At 52.2% G+C, this 17,400-nt stretch carries 12 protein-coding genes; all 12 read left to right on the top strand.

From position 1 onward, the window contains the following. Positions 1 to 47 precede the first annotated feature (47 nt). The 12 genes from BJJ97_RS16185 (at position 48) to BJJ97_RS16235 (ending at position 17,398) form a co-directional block, all read left to right on the top strand. Complete coding sequence (locus tag BJJ97_RS16185) at positions 48 to 1,607, top strand: phage tail sheath family protein (RefSeq protein WP_095994594.1); 1,560 nt, start codon at positions 48 to 50, stop codon at positions 1,605 to 1,607. A gap of 79 nt (positions 1,608 to 1,686) precedes the next feature. Further along, positions 1,687 to 2,157: a phage tail protein gene (locus BJJ97_RS16190; protein WP_095994595.1), complete on the top strand. Its 471-nt coding sequence runs from the start codon at positions 1,687 to 1,689 to the stop codon at positions 2,155 to 2,157. Between the two features lie 49 nt (positions 2,158 to 2,206). Beyond that, entirely contained in the window at positions 2,207 to 2,683 is a 477-nt protein-coding gene (locus BJJ97_RS16195) for a phage tail protein (protein ID WP_095994596.1), read from the top strand. Positions 2,684 to 2,685: 2 nt separating this feature from the next. Next, entirely contained in the window at positions 2,686 to 2,856 is a 171-nt protein-coding gene (locus BJJ97_RS22105; protein ID WP_157910785.1) for a hypothetical protein, read from the top strand. Between the two features lie 25 nt (positions 2,857 to 2,881). After that, positions 2,882 to 3,535 carry a CIS tube protein gene (locus tag BJJ97_RS16200; protein ID WP_095994597.1) on the top strand — a complete coding sequence of 218 codons (654 nt, stop codon included), beginning with the start codon at positions 2,882 to 2,884 and terminating at the stop codon, positions 3,533 to 3,535. Positions 3,536 to 3,549: 14 nt separating this feature from the next. Then, entirely contained in the window at positions 3,550 to 5,343 is a 1,794-nt protein-coding gene (gene vgrG, locus BJJ97_RS16205) for a type VI secretion system tip protein VgrG (RefSeq protein WP_095994598.1), read from the top strand. Positions 5,344 to 5,362: 19 nt separating this feature from the next. Then, positions 5,363 to 5,662, top strand: coding sequence for a PAAR domain-containing protein (locus tag BJJ97_RS16210; RefSeq protein ID WP_095994599.1), 300 nt, complete (start codon positions 5,363 to 5,365; stop codon positions 5,660 to 5,662). A gap of 29 nt (positions 5,663 to 5,691) precedes the next feature. After that, the gene (locus tag BJJ97_RS16215) at positions 5,692 to 6,141 is read left to right on the top strand and encodes a GPW/gp25 family protein (RefSeq protein WP_095995384.1); all 450 of its coding nucleotides are present in this window, start codon (positions 5,692 to 5,694) and stop codon (positions 6,139 to 6,141) included. Beyond that, positions 6,141 to 10,112, top strand: a complete 3,972-nt coding sequence (locus tag BJJ97_RS16220; RefSeq protein WP_095994600.1) for a hypothetical protein — start codon at positions 6,141 to 6,143, stop codon at positions 10,110 to 10,112. Before BJJ97_RS16215 ends, BJJ97_RS16220 begins: the two co-directional genes overlap by 1 nt. Further along, the gene (locus tag BJJ97_RS16225) at positions 10,105 to 10,935 is read left to right on the top strand and encodes a hypothetical protein (RefSeq protein WP_095994601.1); all 831 of its coding nucleotides are present in this window, start codon (positions 10,105 to 10,107) and stop codon (positions 10,933 to 10,935) included. Before BJJ97_RS16220 ends, BJJ97_RS16225 begins: the two co-directional genes overlap by 8 nt. An 8-nt stretch (positions 10,936 to 10,943) precedes the next feature. Beyond that, a complete protein-coding gene (locus tag BJJ97_RS16230; RefSeq protein WP_095994602.1) occupies positions 10,944 to 13,313 on the top strand; it encodes a hypothetical protein in 2,370 nt (789 codons plus the stop codon). Further along, on the top strand, positions 13,310 to 17,398 hold the full coding sequence (locus BJJ97_RS16235) for a contractile injection system tape measure protein (RefSeq protein WP_095994603.1): 4,089 nt from the start codon (positions 13,310 to 13,312) through the stop codon (positions 17,396 to 17,398). The genes BJJ97_RS16230 and BJJ97_RS16235 overlap by 4 nt, the downstream gene beginning before the upstream one ends. Positions 17,399 to 17,400: the final 2 nt, after the last annotated feature.

Genomic DNA, 17,400 nt, shown 5'->3' on the forward strand with positions numbered 1-17,400 from the left:
TTAACAGATGGGCATGGTTGCCAATCAATTACATGAAGGTCCAAACTATGGGCGTAATGAAAACACCTGGCGTATATATTGTTGAGCAGAACGCATTCCCAAACTCTGTTGTTGAAGTTGCCACTGCGGTTCCCGCCTTTATTGGATATACGGAAAAAGCAGATAATGGTGGTAAATCGTTAAGCAATCAAGGATGGCGCATTACGTCCATGTCGGAATATCGTCAATATTTTGGCGGCGAACCTCAACATTTATTTGAGATATCCGAAATCAGTACCCCTCCTGATGCCAATACCCGCGAAGCATTTAAGCAGTCAGGAAAAACCTACCAGATAGCCCAATCAAACACCCGCCATCATCTTTACTACAGCATGCTTTTTTTCTTTCAAAATGGCGGTGGCCCTTGCTATATCGTTTCGGTAGGTAATTATTCTGATGATATCGATGCAACCGCATTGAAGGGCGGTATTCTGCCGCTGATCAAAGAACCAGAACCCACCATGCTGCTTATTCCTGAAGCAATACAGCTGGCTGAAGACGATTGTATTAACGTCGAGCAGGCCATGCTTGGTCACTGTGGCGGCAAGATGAGAAACCGCGTTGCTATTCTGGATGTCTGGAACGGTTATAAAGACCGCCAGCATCCTGACGGTGACTGTATCGAAAACTTCCGCTCCAAGCTCGGCACCAATTATCTCGATTACTCCGCCGCTTATTATCCGTGGCTCAACACCTCCATCGTGCAGGACAGCGATGTCAGTTTCCTCAACATCAGCAATGTCGATAAGCTTGCTGAGCTGCTGAACGCAGAAGTTGCGGCAATGTTCAGCGACCTGGACGGCCTTTCGGAAGAAGAACTCAGTACCGGTGGTAACAAGCTGAGAGCGACGCGCAAACAGGCGATGCTCGACGAAATAGCCAGGCTCAGCGCTGACGTTTCGCGACCGGATGCGGTGCTACTGCATAAGATCCTGTCGAATATGAGTCCGTTATACCAAACCGTTATGGCGGACATTAAATTCCAGCAAAATATTCTGCCCCCCTCTGCGGCGATGGCCGGTATTTATACCATGGTCGATAACTCTCGCGGCGTATGGAAAGCGCCTGCCAACGTCAGCGTTAATGCAGTGGTCTCCCCGACCGTCAATATCAGCGATGACGAACAAGAAGATCTGAACGTCACCACCCAGGGTAAATCAATCAACGCCATTCGGCCATTTATCGGCGAAGGCACGTTGGTCTGGGGAGCCAGAACCCTTGATGGCAACAGCCTGGACTGGCGCTATATCAACGTCAGACGCACCATGATTATGCTCGAAGAGTCCATTAAGCTGGCTTCGAAAGCCTATGTCTTTGAGCCGAATGTCGCCAACACCTGGGTTTCAATGGAAAGCATGCTGGGTAACTTCCTGTACGGTATCTGGAAACGAGGCGGATTAGCCGGTTCCACGCCGGGTGAAGCATACAACGTGAGCGTGGGTTTGGGTAAGACAATGACCGGCAACGATATTCTGGAAGGCATTCTGCGAATTACCGTTCTGGTTGCGATGGTTCGACCGGCTGAATTTATCGAAATCACGTTCCAGCAAAAAATGCAGGAATCCTAGATTCTGACCTCTGCATGACCCGGTGGTTAGCAGTCAATATCGTCAAATATAACGTAGATAGCTTTTTCAGGAGACTCCCATGGCAGATGATGGTTCAGCGCAGTCCGATACCGTATGGCCAATGCCGAAATTTCATTTCGAAGTGAAATGGGATGGCGGCGCTGGCGCGGGGATGGTTTCAGCATTTCAGGAAGTATCAGGACTTGATTTAGAAGCACAGCCCATCGAATACCGCGCAGGTAATAGCCCGGTATTTTCGACCATAAAAATGCCTGGCTTGATCAAAAGCGGCAACGTCACGCTTAAGAAAGGTATTTTTAAAAGTGATAACAAGTTCTACGAATGGTATTCGAAGATCAAAATGAACACGATTGCCCGAACCGCCGTCACCATCAACCTGCTGGATGAAAGCGGTGCACCGGTAATGAGCTGGAAGTTAAAAAACGCCTGGCCCACCAAAGTTACCGGCACCGATTTAAAGTCGGACAGTAATGAAGTGGCGGTTGAAACCATTGAGCTGGCCCATGAAGGCTTAGAAATCGCCGTTTGATTTCTTGTGTTGAGCAAAATCTTATTCTCGGGATGGGGAAAGTATCATCATGGTAACCGCAAAAGGTACGGGTGCTGCTCAGGGTGATGGTGACTGGCCGCTTCCCGCTTTCTACTTCAGCGTTTCTATCAGTGGCTGTGCCGATGACACAGCCTTTCAGGAAGTCTCCGGGCTGGAGTTCCAGATAGAAACCGAAGAGTATCGTGAAGGAGGAAATAACCTGGTTTACCATCTGCCTAAGGCGATAAAAAGTAGCAATTTAACGCTCAAACGCGCGGTAACGGATAAAGCGTCGAAGCTACTTAGCTGGTGTCTAGATATTTTGAATGATGAGCTTTCAAAACCGATTCAGACAAAAAGCGTCTCGATCAATTTGCTCAATGAGAAAGGAACGACCTGCAAAAGTTGGACGGCCTCTAATGCCTATCCGGTCAAGCTGAAGATGGCACCTTTCAACTCAACGCAAAATGACATCGCGATTGAGGAAATTGAAATTTGCTTTCATCATTTAAAAAGGAACTTATAACTGTGCCATTAGAAATAAAACAGCTGGTGATTAAATCACAAACCATCAACGACGATAATAAAACGCCGTCATACGGTTCCGCTCAACCGGGCGTTGATCCTGAAGATAATTTGCCAGTCACCGTTCGCCCTTATCACTTTATGCCCGCACCTGATGAAACAAGAGAAAGATAAATGATTTAGACAAAGGGAATTCAGCATGGAAAAAATAACAATAAAGTCAATTACGGCTAAGGGAACCGTTGCCCAGACATTTTCGGCGACGTTAAATCCTAATAGTATTAAGCATAACTTTGGCATTTCCTACACGGATAAAGGCCCCCAACAGCAAGGTGATATCTCGCCAACTACGGTGTTTAAAGGCTATGAAAGCGAGAAGCTGGACTTCGAGCTTCTGCTCGACGGTACGGGCGTCACCGGAAAAACCAGCACAAACACCGTGCAGAAACAGCTGGCTACGCTAAAAAAAGTCACTTATGCCTATCATGGTGAACAGCATGAGCCTAATCCGGTCGTGATTGCGTGGGGCACATCTGTAAACTTCCAGGGGCGCCTGACCGCCATCAGTATAAGCTACTCGCTCTTCGATTCCTCCGGCAATCCGCTGCGCGCTACGGTATCGCTTAGCTTTGCCAAGTATTTAACGCAACAAGAAAAAAGTGCGTTAAAAAAACAGTCCTCCCCCGATTTAACGCATATCATTGAATTCAAAGCGGGAGACACCCTCCCCATGATCTGCCATAAGATCTATAACGACAGCAGTTATTACATTGACGTTGCCCGGGCGAATAACCTGGCCAGTGCCAGACAGATTAAGCCCGGAACAAAAATTTATTTCCCACCGTTAATTTAGACATCAGGTTAACTATGGCTACCTCTCCATTAAACAATAACAGTTCTGGTGTCACCACCTACATCATTAAAGTGGGTGGCAAAGCGATTGATAGTTCCATAGGTGTTATCGCAATCCATATTCATTATCAGGTGAATCATATTGCCACCGCTGAGATAACCATTAGCGACGGCGATATGCCGACACAACGCTTTGATATCAGCGATGCCGATACGTTTAAGCCGGGTGCGACCATTTCTATTTCCGCTGGCTATGCCAGTGATGAAAAAGAGATTTTTGCCGGTATTATTATTAGCCATGGGATAGAAATCACTTTAAATAACAGCTCATTCCTTAGCGTTGTCTGTAAAGATCAGGCCATTGCGCTGACGATTGCTAAACACAGTCAATGTTTTCTCGCTAAATCCGACAGCAACATTATCAGTAGCCTGCTGGCAAAATATTCCAGCATCACGGCCTCCGTCGGCAGCATTAGCGAATCTCACCCCGAACTGGTTCAGTTTAACAGCACCGACTGGGATTTTATTCTTACCCGGGCGGAGGCAAATGGCTTCGTGGTCACCAACCAGTCGAATAAGGTGACGGTTGATAAGCCAGCAATAAGCGCTGCCGCGGCCTTGGTCGTGACCTATGGAACCGATTTAATGTCGTTTTCGGCAAAAGTAGACGCCCGAAATCAGCTCAGCTCCGTCACCGCTACCGCCTGGGATCCGGCGAAGCAAAGCATGGTGACGGGCACCGGTTCAGCGCAATCCATCTCCGGGCAGGGTAATTTCACCAGCAGCGATCTCGCAAAGGTATTGGGCATCAGTGATTACACTCTGCAAACCTCCTCTACCTTGAGCACCGACTCTCTGACGCGCTGGGCGGGTGGTCAGCAGGTCAAAGCGATGCTGAGTAAGGTACGCGGCAGCGTCACTTTCCAGGGAAACGCCAGCGCTACCATCAACGGTTTACTTGAACTGGCCGGCGTGGGTGAACGCTACAACGGTTCACATTATGTTAGCGGCGTTCACCACAGCATCGAAAATGGTCAGTGGATCACCACGGCCGAACTGGGGATGTCACCGATGTGGTCAGCGGATCACCGTGATATAGGTGCACCACCAGCTTCAGGATACCTGCCGCCCGTCGATGGGCTACAAATCGGTGTGGTAACCAAACTGGATGGCGATCCGGACTCAAACTATCGCCTCCAGGTGAAGTTACCGACGCTAAACAGCGAAGCGAATTTAATCTGGGCGCGGCTGGCCTGCTGGTATGCATCCTCAGGCTTCGGCAATTTTTTCATCCCGGAAGTGGGTGATGAAGTGATCGTCGGTTGTATCAACCAGGATCCCAGCAGCCCGATTATTCTGGGCTCGCTCTATAGCAGCAAAAATAAAATGCCGGAAGAGATCACGTCCGACAACTATATCAAGACCCTGGTCACCAAAAGCAAAATGAAAGTTATTTTTGACGACGAGAACAGCGTTATGACGTTAAAAACACCTAACGGCAACGCTATCGTTATCAGTGATAAAAATAAATCAATCACCCTGAGCGACCAGAATAGTAATGTTTTCTGCATGGATGAAAGCGGTATTGCGATCACCAGCAACAAAGATATCACTATCTCAGCCAAAGGGGCCGTCAATATTAGCTCCACGCGTGATACGACCGTTAAGGCCACCGGCGACGCCAAAATTTCCGGGTTAAATGTTTCCGCGCAAGCCAACACAGGGTTAACGCTGAAAGGAACGGCAACCGCAGAACTCTCCTGCTCGGGCATTACGACCGTCAAAGGCGCCCTGGTCAAAATTAATTAGCGACAAACGGAGTTGATATATGCCCTTTGCTGCAAGAATTACGGATCTACAGATATGCCCGATGATAACCCCGGCGCTGCCCCCTATTCCTCACGTCGGCGGGCCCATTATCGGGCCAGGCGTCCCCACGGTGTTAATTGGCTCGTTACCCGCCGCGGTTATCGGCGATAGCTGCACCTGCGTTGGACCGCCCTCAACTATTGTCAAAGGATCGGCCACGGTGCTGATTGGCAGCAAACCGGCGGCGAGAATGGGCGACACCACCAGCCACGGCGGAACAATCACCCTTGGATGTCCCACGGTCATTATTGGCGGTTAATGACCACCGGCGAGGATAGCGTGATATTTATGACAAACGACAACGCATTTTTAGGCACCGGATGGGCTTTTCCGCCCGGTTTTACCGGACCTAATAATCAGGTCATCATGAGCTCTGACGTACAGGATATAGAACAGAGCTTAACCATTCTGCTCTCCACTACGCCAGGGGAGCGCCTGATGGCGCCTGATTTCGGCTGCCGAATAAATCAGTTTGTTTTTGAAGAGCTCACCCAGACGGTATTAACCCAGCTGGCCTCTGAAATTCGCCATGCCATTCTATTTTTCGAATCACGCATCAACGTTGAGGATGTCCATTTTTTACCCGAGCCGCTCTCCGGGAAATTACTGATTCAAATTGACTACAGCGTTATCACCACCAATACGCGCAGTAACATGGTTTACCCCTTCTATTTAAACGAAGGTACGCTGGTCTCGCCTCAGCTGCTGCCGTTATCGAATGAGTGGGATATCGCATAATGACCTCAAGACAGCAGCGTCAGGATGAGGCGATAAATTCATCCCTGTTCACCCCACACGAGCTCAGCTTTGAGCAGTTAGTCGACTGGGCGCATCACTTTGCCCAGCAGCTGCCCTTCAGAAATCTGCAGGACCAGCCGGATGGCAACTGGGGTAATCTATTTCACAAAAGTGAGATTGTGGTCTGCGCTGCTATTTCAACCAGTGATACAAAGCATATCCAGACGCTATTTAAGCAGGCACTGGCGCAGCGTGAAGATGCCACCATTGCGTTTTTATTTATTCTGTTAAAACGTTTACAGGCCTGGTATCAACACCTGCCCGGCACGCCAGAAACGGCATACCAGTTTAAATACTACCTGTTACATGAATATCAACATCACCTCTCGCTGCCGCTCAGTCTGGTAATAACCCGTTTACCCGAGCGATTTCGCCATCACGTTCAGGAGCTCGATCCGCTGTGGAATCTTGATCAGCATAAGGTCGATACCGCCTCGCCCGTATTGCAGCACAGCAGCTTTATGGAACAACTGCGCCACTGCTTTGCAAAAATAGTCTATGTCATTGAACAGATAAAACAGCAGAGCCAGCAGGTGCTACAGGCCGCTTTAGTCCATCAGGAAAATAACCCGCAGCAGGCGCTTTATTTTGCCTTTCTGAAATTGTTTGAACGCGCGCAACAAAGCCTTAATCAGTTCACGGAAAAGCATCTGCAGTTTTATTACCGCCAGGTTCTGCAGCAGGATAAACAATCCACCCCGGACAACGCGGTGTACTTAAAGCTGTTATTAAACCCTCAGGCCAACAGCACGATTCAATTTGAGCAGGGAGCTGAATTTAGTCCCGGTGACGACCCTGACTTTAAGCCGATCGTTTACCGCAGTCTTTACCCGATCGAGGTTACGGATGCCGAGGTGTCGCACATCTTTAACCTCACGCTACAGCGCGATCCGCTCGTGTCACCCGAAAAAGAGACGGGTCTGGTATGCGGGGTTAGCGGGCAACAGGTGCAGGTGACGGCTGGCGCCAGCGGTGATAATTTCCCCAAAGCTCAGCGGTTCAATATCTTCAACAACAAATATAAAACCGAAGACAGCACCCAACCGATGGGGTTGATTATCTCCGACCCCTTATTTTCTATGCAGCAGGGTAACCGCATTATCGAAATCGTGGTGCATCTTAAAGAGGTGCGTTCGAGCATCGTTGCTCAGGAATTACTGGCCGTGGATGATAATAAGCAAACCGCCGCCGCGTTAAGCCGAATATTTGCGCAGCTGCTCTCCGTGCATAGCCATCTGTTCGAAGACTGGGCTGCCCGCATAACCGCCAGGGGCCTGACAAAACAGATTAGTCAGGAAGAGCTTAGCCAGTTTCGTCAGCTCAGAGCGTCACAGCGAGTCTGGGTCGCCTACAAATTATTTTATCTGCAAACGCTGCACTATATCTGTTCAACCCCGGAGAAAGGGGTGCAGTACGGTTTATCAAAAACAGACCTGCTCTTTCGTATCATCGGTCAGATGGTAAGCCGACGCTGCCTTTATACGGCGCCATGGTTAACCCAAACGGATATTGCAACCGCCCTGACCGCTTTAAAACCGATTCTTGCCACCGATCCTACGGCTTACACCACCATTGAAGAGCTGCTCAGTCACTCCTCTACAGCCGCTTTTTACCAGTTGTTCCAGGGCGTTTTTCATATTGAAGCTTCAACTGAAAACGGTTGGGAGGTGCTTGATAAGGTAGAAATTTACCCCTGCACCAGCCATGAGTGCCAGGCGGGGTTCAAGGTGAGATGTCATATTGATACCGGCTTTGCGCCCGTGGTCCCGCGTCAGGCCCATCTCCCTCACAGCGCATCGCTAAAAATAACCCTGAAGCGGCAAAGCAACTGCTTCCCCTACGCCATTTTCCGTGATTTTGAATTATCAAAACTGGTGATGACAACCCAGGTAAGCGGCGTAACCCAGATGCAGTTATTTAACCCTGAAGGGCAAGTTGACTCCTCACAGCCCTTCTTCTTATTTGGCTCTCAGCCTTATGTTGACGCTTATGTGGTTATGGCGAACGAAGAGATTGCCCGCAAATCCATCAGTCAGCTATCGCTGCACCTGGACTGGGGAGGCCTGCCTCGGAGTTCAGACGGTTTCAAACAGTACTATGCGCAATATTCTTACCCCTACAGCAACGCCAGTTTTCAGATGCGTGCTGAAGTACTCAGCAACGGGCAGTGGGTTGAATTCGGCCCCGCAGACTTTGCGTTATTTACCCCGGCACGCGGCGCGCTACATCATGACCGGCATCTTCATTTCTCAAACATGAGAAATGGCTACACCCCCGTGACCCGCCCCTGGCCGAAAACGCCCTATAGCAACCAGTCTGGCTTACGTAACGGGCTGTTTAAGCTTTTGCTCACGGGCCCGGAACCGGCATTCGGTCATAAAGACTATGCGCCCTTACTGAGCGACACGCTGACCTATAACGTCACCAAAAAGCATAAAAAGATCCTGCCCAATCAGCCCTATACGCCGTTAGTCACCCATATTTCCATCGACTATTCGGCGCAATCAACCATTGATTTATTAAGCGTCGACGCGCACAGCCAGAGTGAGATCCTGCACCTGCACCCGTTTGGCGAAAACGTTATTTATCCGCCCAGGCAAACCCGCCAGCTCCACCGGCCTCGGTTCTTCCCGAACTACCAGGAGGATAGCCACTGTTTTATCGGTATCACCGCCAGTGAGCTGTCGGGATATTTAAATATTTTCTTCGTATTTGACGGTAGCTCCCGGCTGCTGATGCCCTGGCCATCCACCGCCTATCGCTGGTATTACCTGGTGGATAATCAATGGCAGGCGCTCAACCCGCATCAGATTATTCATGATACTACCCTCAATTTTCTGACGACCGGCATTGTCACCTTAGATCTGCCGAATGACATCAATACGGACCACAGCGTGATGCCGTCGGGCCTGTTTTGGCTGCGCGTCAGTACCAACAAAGGGGTCGACCGATATCCTGACTGTCTGCATGTCGCCACGCACGTGGTGAAAGTCACCGGCAAAGGCGCACCCCTCACCGACGATGGCATCACCCCGCTCCCGTTTTCTGCCTGGCGCAGCACGCCGCGAAAAGCCAATCTGGCCGCTATTGCGCAACTCAATGCGATGATCAGGATCCCCGAAGTCGAGAGCGAACAGCACTTTCAGATGCGGGTGAGCGAAAACCTGCGTCATAAAGGCAAGGCATTAACTCCCTGGGATTACGAACACCTTATTCTGGAAAATTTTCCCGAAGTCGGTTCCGTACACTGTTTCCCTACGCGCAGCTACTACTCTCAGGGCCGGGAGCCTGGCCGCGTACTGGTTATCGTGACGCCGCTCCATACCGCCTGCGATCACTCGCTCTGCTCGCCGAAGCAGTTAGATTCGTCATACCTGCTCGCTATTCGTCGTTTCCTGCTGTCCGTCTCGCGCTCACACGTGCAGATAGAAGTGCGTAACCCCGGCTACGAAAAAATTCAGATCCGCTGCAAAGTCACGTTAAAAGAGGGGGTCAGTCATGGCCCTGCGTTACGAAGACTGGAATACGCTATCAAAGCACAGCTATGCCCCTGGGAGGCGGATACCCTGAACACCGGGCTAGGGTTCTGCTTATCGCTTGAGAAACTCAGCGCCTTTATTCTCAGGCAACAAAACGTCGTTAAGGTCAGCGCGCTCTCCGCGCTGAAAATTAGCCTTGATGAAGATACCGAGTACAGCCTGCAGGACAGCGCGGCGACCAGTCAGCCAATACGCGCTGCCTTTCCATGGTATTTGTTGATTCCGGAAGAGCATCAGTACATTCAAATTTCACCCGATAACCTTTCCCATAAACCGGTGACCGTCGGCATTGGCGAACTGGTGATCGGGGAGCAATTTATTGTCAGCACATCCACAACGTCTAACCCTAAAGGCACTCCAAATAATGGCTAAACGTAACAGAAGTACGCTTAAGAATTATTTTCGTCATGGGACCATGCCGTCAGCGGAGCATTTTTCAGACTTAATAGATTCATGCGTTAATCAGAGTGATGAAGGCTTTATCAAGCCAGCGGAGACGGGCCTGCAGCTCAGAGCATTAGACCAGCAGCACCTGCTGAGTTTTTATCAGCAAAATAGTCCTGATACCCCGCTGTGGCACGTTGGATTTGCCCCACAAAGCATTAACCTGCAGGTTTTCGCCAACCCGGTGGCGGATATCACTGATGAGAGCCCTGAGGGCGGCGAAACGGTACAGGCCATCAGTCTGTCGATGACTCCCAAAGGACAGGTGGGGATTAATAACGCAGCGCCCCGGCAGGCGCTGGATGTCAACGGCACCATTGCCTCTCAGGGCCGGATGGGCAGCGCGATGATTGATACGCCGGTTCCCGCTGACGGCGAATGGCACGATATTACCCCTGAGCTTGAAGGGTGCCATATGTTCGAAGTGGTCGCCGGGATTGGCATCCGCTACAGCGGACGCTATGCGCTGGCGCACGCTATCGCCATTAATACCTGTGCACCCAATAAACGCTGGTGGCACTGGGGAGATAAAAATCCCATCCATATGACTCAGGCATTTTTTCACTCTTCTGCCGATAAAATCCAGCTGCGCTGGCGTCAACAAAATCACCGGGGCACCCTGCGCCCTTACGCGTTGCAAATTCGCACCAATACGCCATTCGGCGCAGACCAGACCATTCAGTACCATATAACGCAATTATGGAATGACCCCTTTATGCAGCAGTGCCAGCACGTGGCGACCGGGGAGTAAATTCAATAATGTCTAAGACTATTTCGAAAAAACGCCATAATGATAATCCGAATAGTTTTGAACATCTTTACCAGCTTGGCCTGACCTACATTCAGCAGCTGAGCGGCCATCTGTGGACTGACTACAATACCCATGATCCGGGAATGACGATCCTCGAGCAGGTGTGCTATGCCCTGACCGACCTTATCTACCGCTGCGAGTTTGAGGTCACCGACTATCTTAGTGAGCCTACGGGAAACATTGATTACCGGGCGCATGGGTTAGCCCTGGCGCAGGAGATCATCCCGTCCTGGCCCCAGCAGCCTGAAGAGTATGAAGCATGGCTACTGGCCCGGCTTCCCGAGCTGGATAAAGTGTGGCTGCGCGACAGCGAACATGCCCCGCAGCTGGGTATCTACACCCTCAACGCGCAGCTCAACCACTTTTACGCATTAAGCCAGCAGCGCGACACGCGTTCGGTTTATAACCAGCAGCATGCCGCCATTCAGCGCATTCGCCACGAATTTTATCGCGTGCGGGCCGTGGGTGAGGATTTGGCCGCCATTGAATTAACCGGGCAGCATCCCCTGACGCTCACCGCCGTCATCCACATTAGCGATGATATTGCGGATGTGACCTGGCTTGCCGCCTGCATCTACAACCAGATCGGCCAGTGGCTTGCGTCGAACGCGCAAAACACACCTGTTGATGTCATCAAGGACGCTCTGCTCGCCGGGGACGGGATCCTGCAAATCGATCGTCTGGAATTTGTCCAGCATGACGACAACGTCGGTCAGGGTAAGCCGGAGCTCGTTGATACTATTGCGCCTTTTTCTTATCTGCTGCTGCCGAAAGCCTCCACGCATTCAGGTATTGAGATCGTTCAGTTCCAGCATCCGGTCAACATTGACTACGCCGATCTGGCCATTCAGATAGAGCAGATCCAGTACCAACAGCGTTCAGCCCAGCTCAAAGCGGCCATCCCCTCCGCGCTGCCCACGGGGCAATATTTTGATTTCAGACGTTATGAATCGATCCAAACCCTGTTCCCGAGGAACTACCATTTAGCGCCGGGAACGCCAAACCATTACCATGCGCAGCAGCAGGCGCAACGGCATCAGCTGCGCAGCTACCTGCTGCTGTTTGACCAGCTGATGGCGAATTTTTGTGATGATATCGCCGGGTTAAACGCCCTGTTCTCGCTGTCATTAACCAGCGGGCACACCTATCACGCCCATCGCCTGCAGGATGATGAGTTTTATAATATCGATAAACATTACCCTCGTGACGCCAGCGCAAATCTGGAGCTCCTGCGCGCCCGGCTTGATGATTATCCGCAACGCAAGAACCGTATTTTTAATTATCTGCTTGCCCTGTATAGCGAACGCTACCCAGAGTGGCTGCACCGCCAGTTCAACCCCTATTTTTCTGCCGAAAGCTTAGAAAAACAGCTCCTCAAATATAAACAGGCCTTTATTCTGAATATCGTCACCATGACCAATGGTCGGGGAATTGGCGATAATTTACTCCATCCCACGCATCAGGGCGGATATTGCCAGCGCCTTGGGTTACTGCTGGGGTTATTCCCCAAGGCCGACGCCTCAGAGGGGTACGCGCAGGCGCTGGCCAGATACTCATTATACCCGCTGTCAGACCAGCACTATTTCGGTCGCGATAGCGGCAAACAAGCGCGGTGGTTAACCGACCCCGAAACGCAAGCGGCGCTTCTGCCCGTCGCGGAAAACCCCTTAACGGAATACCCAAATGACGCTGATATTCAGGACAGGCTATTAACCGCCCCTCTTTTCCGCGAGCAAACCCTGCCCGATGCGCTGTTGCAGTTTGGTATTGATAACCGCCGCTACCGTCTGCTCTCACGCCAGGATCATGGCTATCATCAGCTCTTTTTTAGCGTCGATCTCGACGGTAGCAGGCAATGGTTCCCTATAGCCAGCCACCAGGACCAACAGGCACTCACCCTGCTGTGCCATCAACTGCAACGCTGGCTCGTGCAACTCAACCGGGACAGCGAAGGGCTGTACGTCGTTGAGCCGATTTTACTGCGCACTGAAGAGACCAGCGCATCGTTAAGCGACTACGCCAACCGGGTGATTCTGGTTTTACCGGGCTACACCGCGCGCTTTAGCAACCTCAGATTTCGCGAACAGGTGGAGCAACTCATCATTGAAAACAGCCCGGCACATCTGTTGACGCAGTGCCGGTGGCTTGATTTCGCGATTTTTAGCCAGTTCGAAACGCTGTATAGCCAGTGGCGCCAGGCAAAATCCGCCGCCTTACAGCACAAAGCGCGCCAGCCGGAGTGTGATGCCATTGCTCAGCAGCTTTACCTGCTGATACAAAGCGCAGGCACTGAGACAGACGGGGTAGAGAGCCGATGAGCCAGCGCCACAAAATCAATCACCTCAGCCTCGAATGTGATTTCACCGGCTTTGCCGATGCGGAAAACTTTGAGTCACGTGCCGCTCAGTGGGTGGTTCAGCAGTTTCTCCCGGTGATGGAGACGGTATTTGACGAGATCTGCCCTGAGCATCAAACCCTGGTTCTCGACAGGCTAACCCTCGATCTCGGCACGTTCAGCGCCAGCAGCTTTTACCAGGCGGCGCCCGAAAAACTCAGGCAGTTGCTACAGGCAACGCTGCGCTCCCAGCTGCACGCCAGCCAACAGGCCTCAGACGCCGCTGAACCCTCTTCGTCTGCTATGCAGGTGTTGAGCCAGCAGCAACAGCGCTGGAACCTGCTCTGGCAATTCCTCAGCACCGGCACGCTGCCGTGGTCGGCTGCCGGTGAACAGACGCTGGAAACCCTCGGCTTATCTGAGATGCTGGCCGAGCATTCCGCGCGATTAATTAACCAACTCAATCACGCACACCGGCCTGAACAGATATTGCAGCGCGTCGTTGAGCAATTCCCCGACGGCCACATTGCGGCGCTATTGCCGTCGTTAACGGCGGCGCAGCAATGGACAATCATGTCGCTGCTGTTAGCGCATCCTAAAAGTCGACGGGGGGAATTAGCCGACCGGCTGGCACTGGCGTGGTTTAACCGTTTCACACAGGCTTTCGCCCAACACAATTTAGCCCCGCTTCTTGCCGACTGGGAAAAGCTGCTGCAGCAGTTTTCACCACAGCTGATTAAGGTCCTTTACCAGCGGCATAGCGATAGCCAGCTTCCCTGGGTTTTGCTGCGTGACCTGAAGCAAACCGCGCGTTTGCAGCTACTTCGCGTATTAACGCCGCAGGAATACCCCTTTTTGCAGGCAATATTGCATATGCCGGAATGGTGGTCGCCGAAACAGCGCACCGATGCGGCAACGGCGCCTGTTCAGAACGAGCAGGCATTATCCCCAGCAGATCCCATCGGGCTTTTATCGCCGTCACAAATCCACCAGCAGCTGTGGCTGTTTACGCTTCAGTTCCTGCTTATCAATCGCGGCAGCGCGTTCAACCGCCAAAGCTATATGTCTGGCCTCGTTGTGCAGATGGCCCGTTCGCAAAACCAAAAGGCCGATGCGCTGCTGGCGTCGTTAATTTCAACGCTTAACAGTACGACCATCGACAGCGCGCTGCGGGGGCAACTACTGGATTTGCTCCACACCATCGAGCCAATCGTTGCATCAACGTCGTCTTTAAAAACGCCGGAAAGAGCTGAAACCCACATTTTTGACGCTGCGGTGCAACAGGCGGGCGTCAACGCAGCGCCATTTGCCGATATTAACGCACTGCTGCTGGCGCTCAGTTCGGGCCAGGAACAGCAGCTCCTGCGCTACTGGCCGCCTGTTTCGTCGCCGTTTGCAGCCCTGCTACGCTGGTGTGGTCAGCTTGAGTATATTCGCCGTCACTGGGCCGAAACCTATTCTGCTAAAACCTTAGCGTCGCTGGTCGAGGTACTGGAGCCACTGGCGACGCCATTATTACGCCTTATCGCCGAACAGCGCCTGTTTGCCTGGCAGGGATCCAGGAGCTCAGAACGCGAGACGGCAGCAATGCTATGGCAAATCACCTTCGCCTTTCTTATCGTGGAAAGCGGCGGCGCATTTACCCCTAAAAACTACCTCCGCTATTTAATCCAGCGGATAGCGGCCTGGCGTAATATCGCTTTTAGCGACCAGCTTGAAGCTCTGCGAAATAACGCACTTAGCACCGGAGACCTTTCTCTGGCAGGCACGACCTTGAGCGCTCTGCTGGACGAACTCAACCCTGACCGGTTCCCTGATGAGTCCACTCAGGATTCTGAGTCGTCTCCTTCTCTCTTTCAGCTAGCGCTTGCACCATCACTGACAAGCGACCTCTCGTTGACGCAGCTGGCGGACATTGAAGAGATCGTCACGACGTTACAAAGCGCCAGTCAGACGTTGTGGGACAGCAAAATTACCCGGTGGCAGCGCGATTACGGACCACGACTGGCTCAGCTTATTCTCAGCATCGGGCTTTCCGTTTCCAGCATAAAGCGCTGGGTGGCGCATTTCGATGACTCAGCTCTGTTGACATTAACCGCCATTATCAATTCTTCGGCCACCGGGACCGTACGGGAGATTATTCATCAGAGCCAAACCCTCGGAACGGCCATTAGCCACACCTCAAATTCGCCTGATGCCAGCCCTACCCGCAATAGAAGAAACGCGCTATGGGAGCTGTCGCTGCACTACGTGATAAGCCGCCGAGGAAGTGAATTTAATCAGTACCAGTATTTGCTGAATATCACCGAACAGCTTTCTGCCCGCTATCAGGTGCGCGTCGAAGTGTTAATTAACGAGTGGTTAAGCCTGAGCGATAGCGGCTTTTTATGGCGCCAGCAGTTGATTGATCTTGTCGGGCAACATACGCAGCCTCCGGTCACCGCACATCAGCTGCTGGCAAATATTCAATCCGATGACCAACATAGGGTCATCAGTGAGTCGCAGCGCCGACTCGTACAGCATTATGCCGCCATCAATACTCCGGCACTGGCAACACAGCTGCAGACCTGGAATAGCGTCCAGCTCACGCGGCTGGTCCGCAGTATGCAGCCGACAATCGGTGAGCGCACCCTGGCGCTGCTCCCTCTGCTGCTGGCGATCGTCCGGCAGTTCAGGTTGACCCTGCACTGGTTTTACCCCCTGCTGCTCAGCAATGACTGCCCCGCCACCCCGGAGCAATGGCTGCAACGCCTGCTGCGCCAGATGAACAGACATAATGCTGCACCGGACGCTGAGCACTCCCTTCAACTGCAGCAGTTTATTCTCAGCAGCAACCTGATTCATCAGCCGCTGGCGGAACGCAAACGGTGGTTAGATAGCCTTCTCCCCGAGGAGAGATTACGCGAAGGGTTGCAGCTGTGGTTTGACGGTAAAGCGCCCGCGCCAGCGACCGGCTGGTTGGTGAGCCTGGCGCAGTACCCGATGCAGCATTCTCTACGGCAATGGTTACAGCGCATGCTGGCAAATCCGCGTCATATGCAGCGCTGGCTGGAGGAAATCGCGCCGCAGGCACATCAAGCGCTGCTGTTGCCAACGCTCACCAGCACAACGCTTGCGTTACTGGCCCTACGCCAGGCGTTCTGCCAGCTTTTTGCCTCACCAAAACGGGGCGAATACCTGTTCTGGCAAACGCTCTATCGCCAGCACTGGCTCAAAGGGATCGCCATCACCGCCGGGCCTTTCCTAGATGCTGTTCTCCTCGAATTAAATCAGCGCTGGCGCAGTCACAGCCATCAGGACACCACGCCCGACGACGCGTCGGTTGCGGTGCTGATTGGTCGATTACTGCCGCTTATATCCTCGACATCACAGCGAAAAACGTTAGAACACATTGCACGGCGTAGTGAACAGAAACCGCCGGATACCCCGGCGTGGGCGGCGCAGCTGAATCATCAGCAAGTCGAAATCAAACAGCTTATCGAGGCCATTGATATGACAGGCAAGGACATGAAGAAAGACGCGGGGACACCATGGGAAAAACCAGAGGATAACGCCGCCGTCAGCACGGAACCCGTTACCGTTCACAATGCAGGATTAGTTATCGCTTCAGTCTATATTCCCATGCTATTTCAGCGGCTGGCACTGACCGATGGGCGTAAGTTTGTGGATAACCAGGCGCAGCTGCAGGCGTTGTTCTGCCTGCAGTGGATGACGAATAACACCAACAGCGCGCCTGAATATCAGCTGTTGCTGAATAAGGTGCTCTGCGGAGTGGCGCCCTCCACGCCCATCCCACAGCAGGTGGCACTGCCGGAAGGGGCCGAGCAGCTTATCGAAGGATTGCTCACGGCCATTATTGCCCACTGGCGGGTCTTAGGAAAAACCTCGGTCAGCGGGTTGCAATCCACCTTTATTCAACGTGACGGTATGCTCAGCCTTACCCCTGAACACTGGCAGTTGAACATCATCCCCGGCACCTTTGACATGCTGCTCGACCAGCTGCCGTGGAGTTTTCAGACCATTAAATACCCCTGGATGGATGTCCCTCTGTTTGTGTCATGGCGCTAAGG

It is taken from the genome of Pectobacterium polaris (assembly GCF_002307355.1).
Lineage (GTDB): Bacteria > Pseudomonadota > Gammaproteobacteria > Enterobacterales > Enterobacteriaceae > Pectobacterium > Pectobacterium polare.

Excerpts from the sequence above, each read along its gene's own strand:
- BJJ97_RS16185 (WP_095994594.1), top strand. The coding sequence starts at position 48 with ATGGGCGTAATGAAAACACCTGGCGTATATATTGTTGAGCAGAACGCA.
- BJJ97_RS16190 (WP_095994595.1), top strand. The coding sequence starts at position 1,687 with ATGGCAGATGATGGTTCAGCGCAGTCCGATACCGTATGGCCAATGCCG.
- BJJ97_RS16195 (WP_095994596.1), top strand. The coding sequence starts at position 2,207 with ATGGTAACCGCAAAAGGTACGGGTGCTGCTCAGGGTGATGGTGACTGG.
- BJJ97_RS16200 (WP_095994597.1), top strand. The coding sequence starts at position 2,882 with ATGGAAAAAATAACAATAAAGTCAATTACGGCTAAGGGAACCGTTGCC.
- vgrG (WP_095994598.1), top strand. The coding sequence starts at position 3,550 with ATGGCTACCTCTCCATTAAACAATAACAGTTCTGGTGTCACCACCTAC.
- BJJ97_RS16210 (WP_095994599.1), top strand. The coding sequence starts at position 5,363 with ATGCCCTTTGCTGCAAGAATTACGGATCTACAGATATGCCCGATGATA.
- BJJ97_RS16215 (WP_095995384.1), top strand. The coding sequence starts at position 5,692 with ATGACAAACGACAACGCATTTTTAGGCACCGGATGGGCTTTTCCGCCC.
- BJJ97_RS16220 (WP_095994600.1), top strand. The coding sequence starts at position 6,141 with ATGACCTCAAGACAGCAGCGTCAGGATGAGGCGATAAATTCATCCCTG.
- BJJ97_RS16225 (WP_095994601.1), top strand. The coding sequence starts at position 10,105 with ATGGCTAAACGTAACAGAAGTACGCTTAAGAATTATTTTCGTCATGGG.
- BJJ97_RS16230 (WP_095994602.1), top strand. The coding sequence starts at position 10,944 with ATGTCTAAGACTATTTCGAAAAAACGCCATAATGATAATCCGAATAGT.
- BJJ97_RS16235 (WP_095994603.1), top strand. The coding sequence starts at position 13,310 with ATGAGCCAGCGCCACAAAATCAATCACCTCAGCCTCGAATGTGATTTC.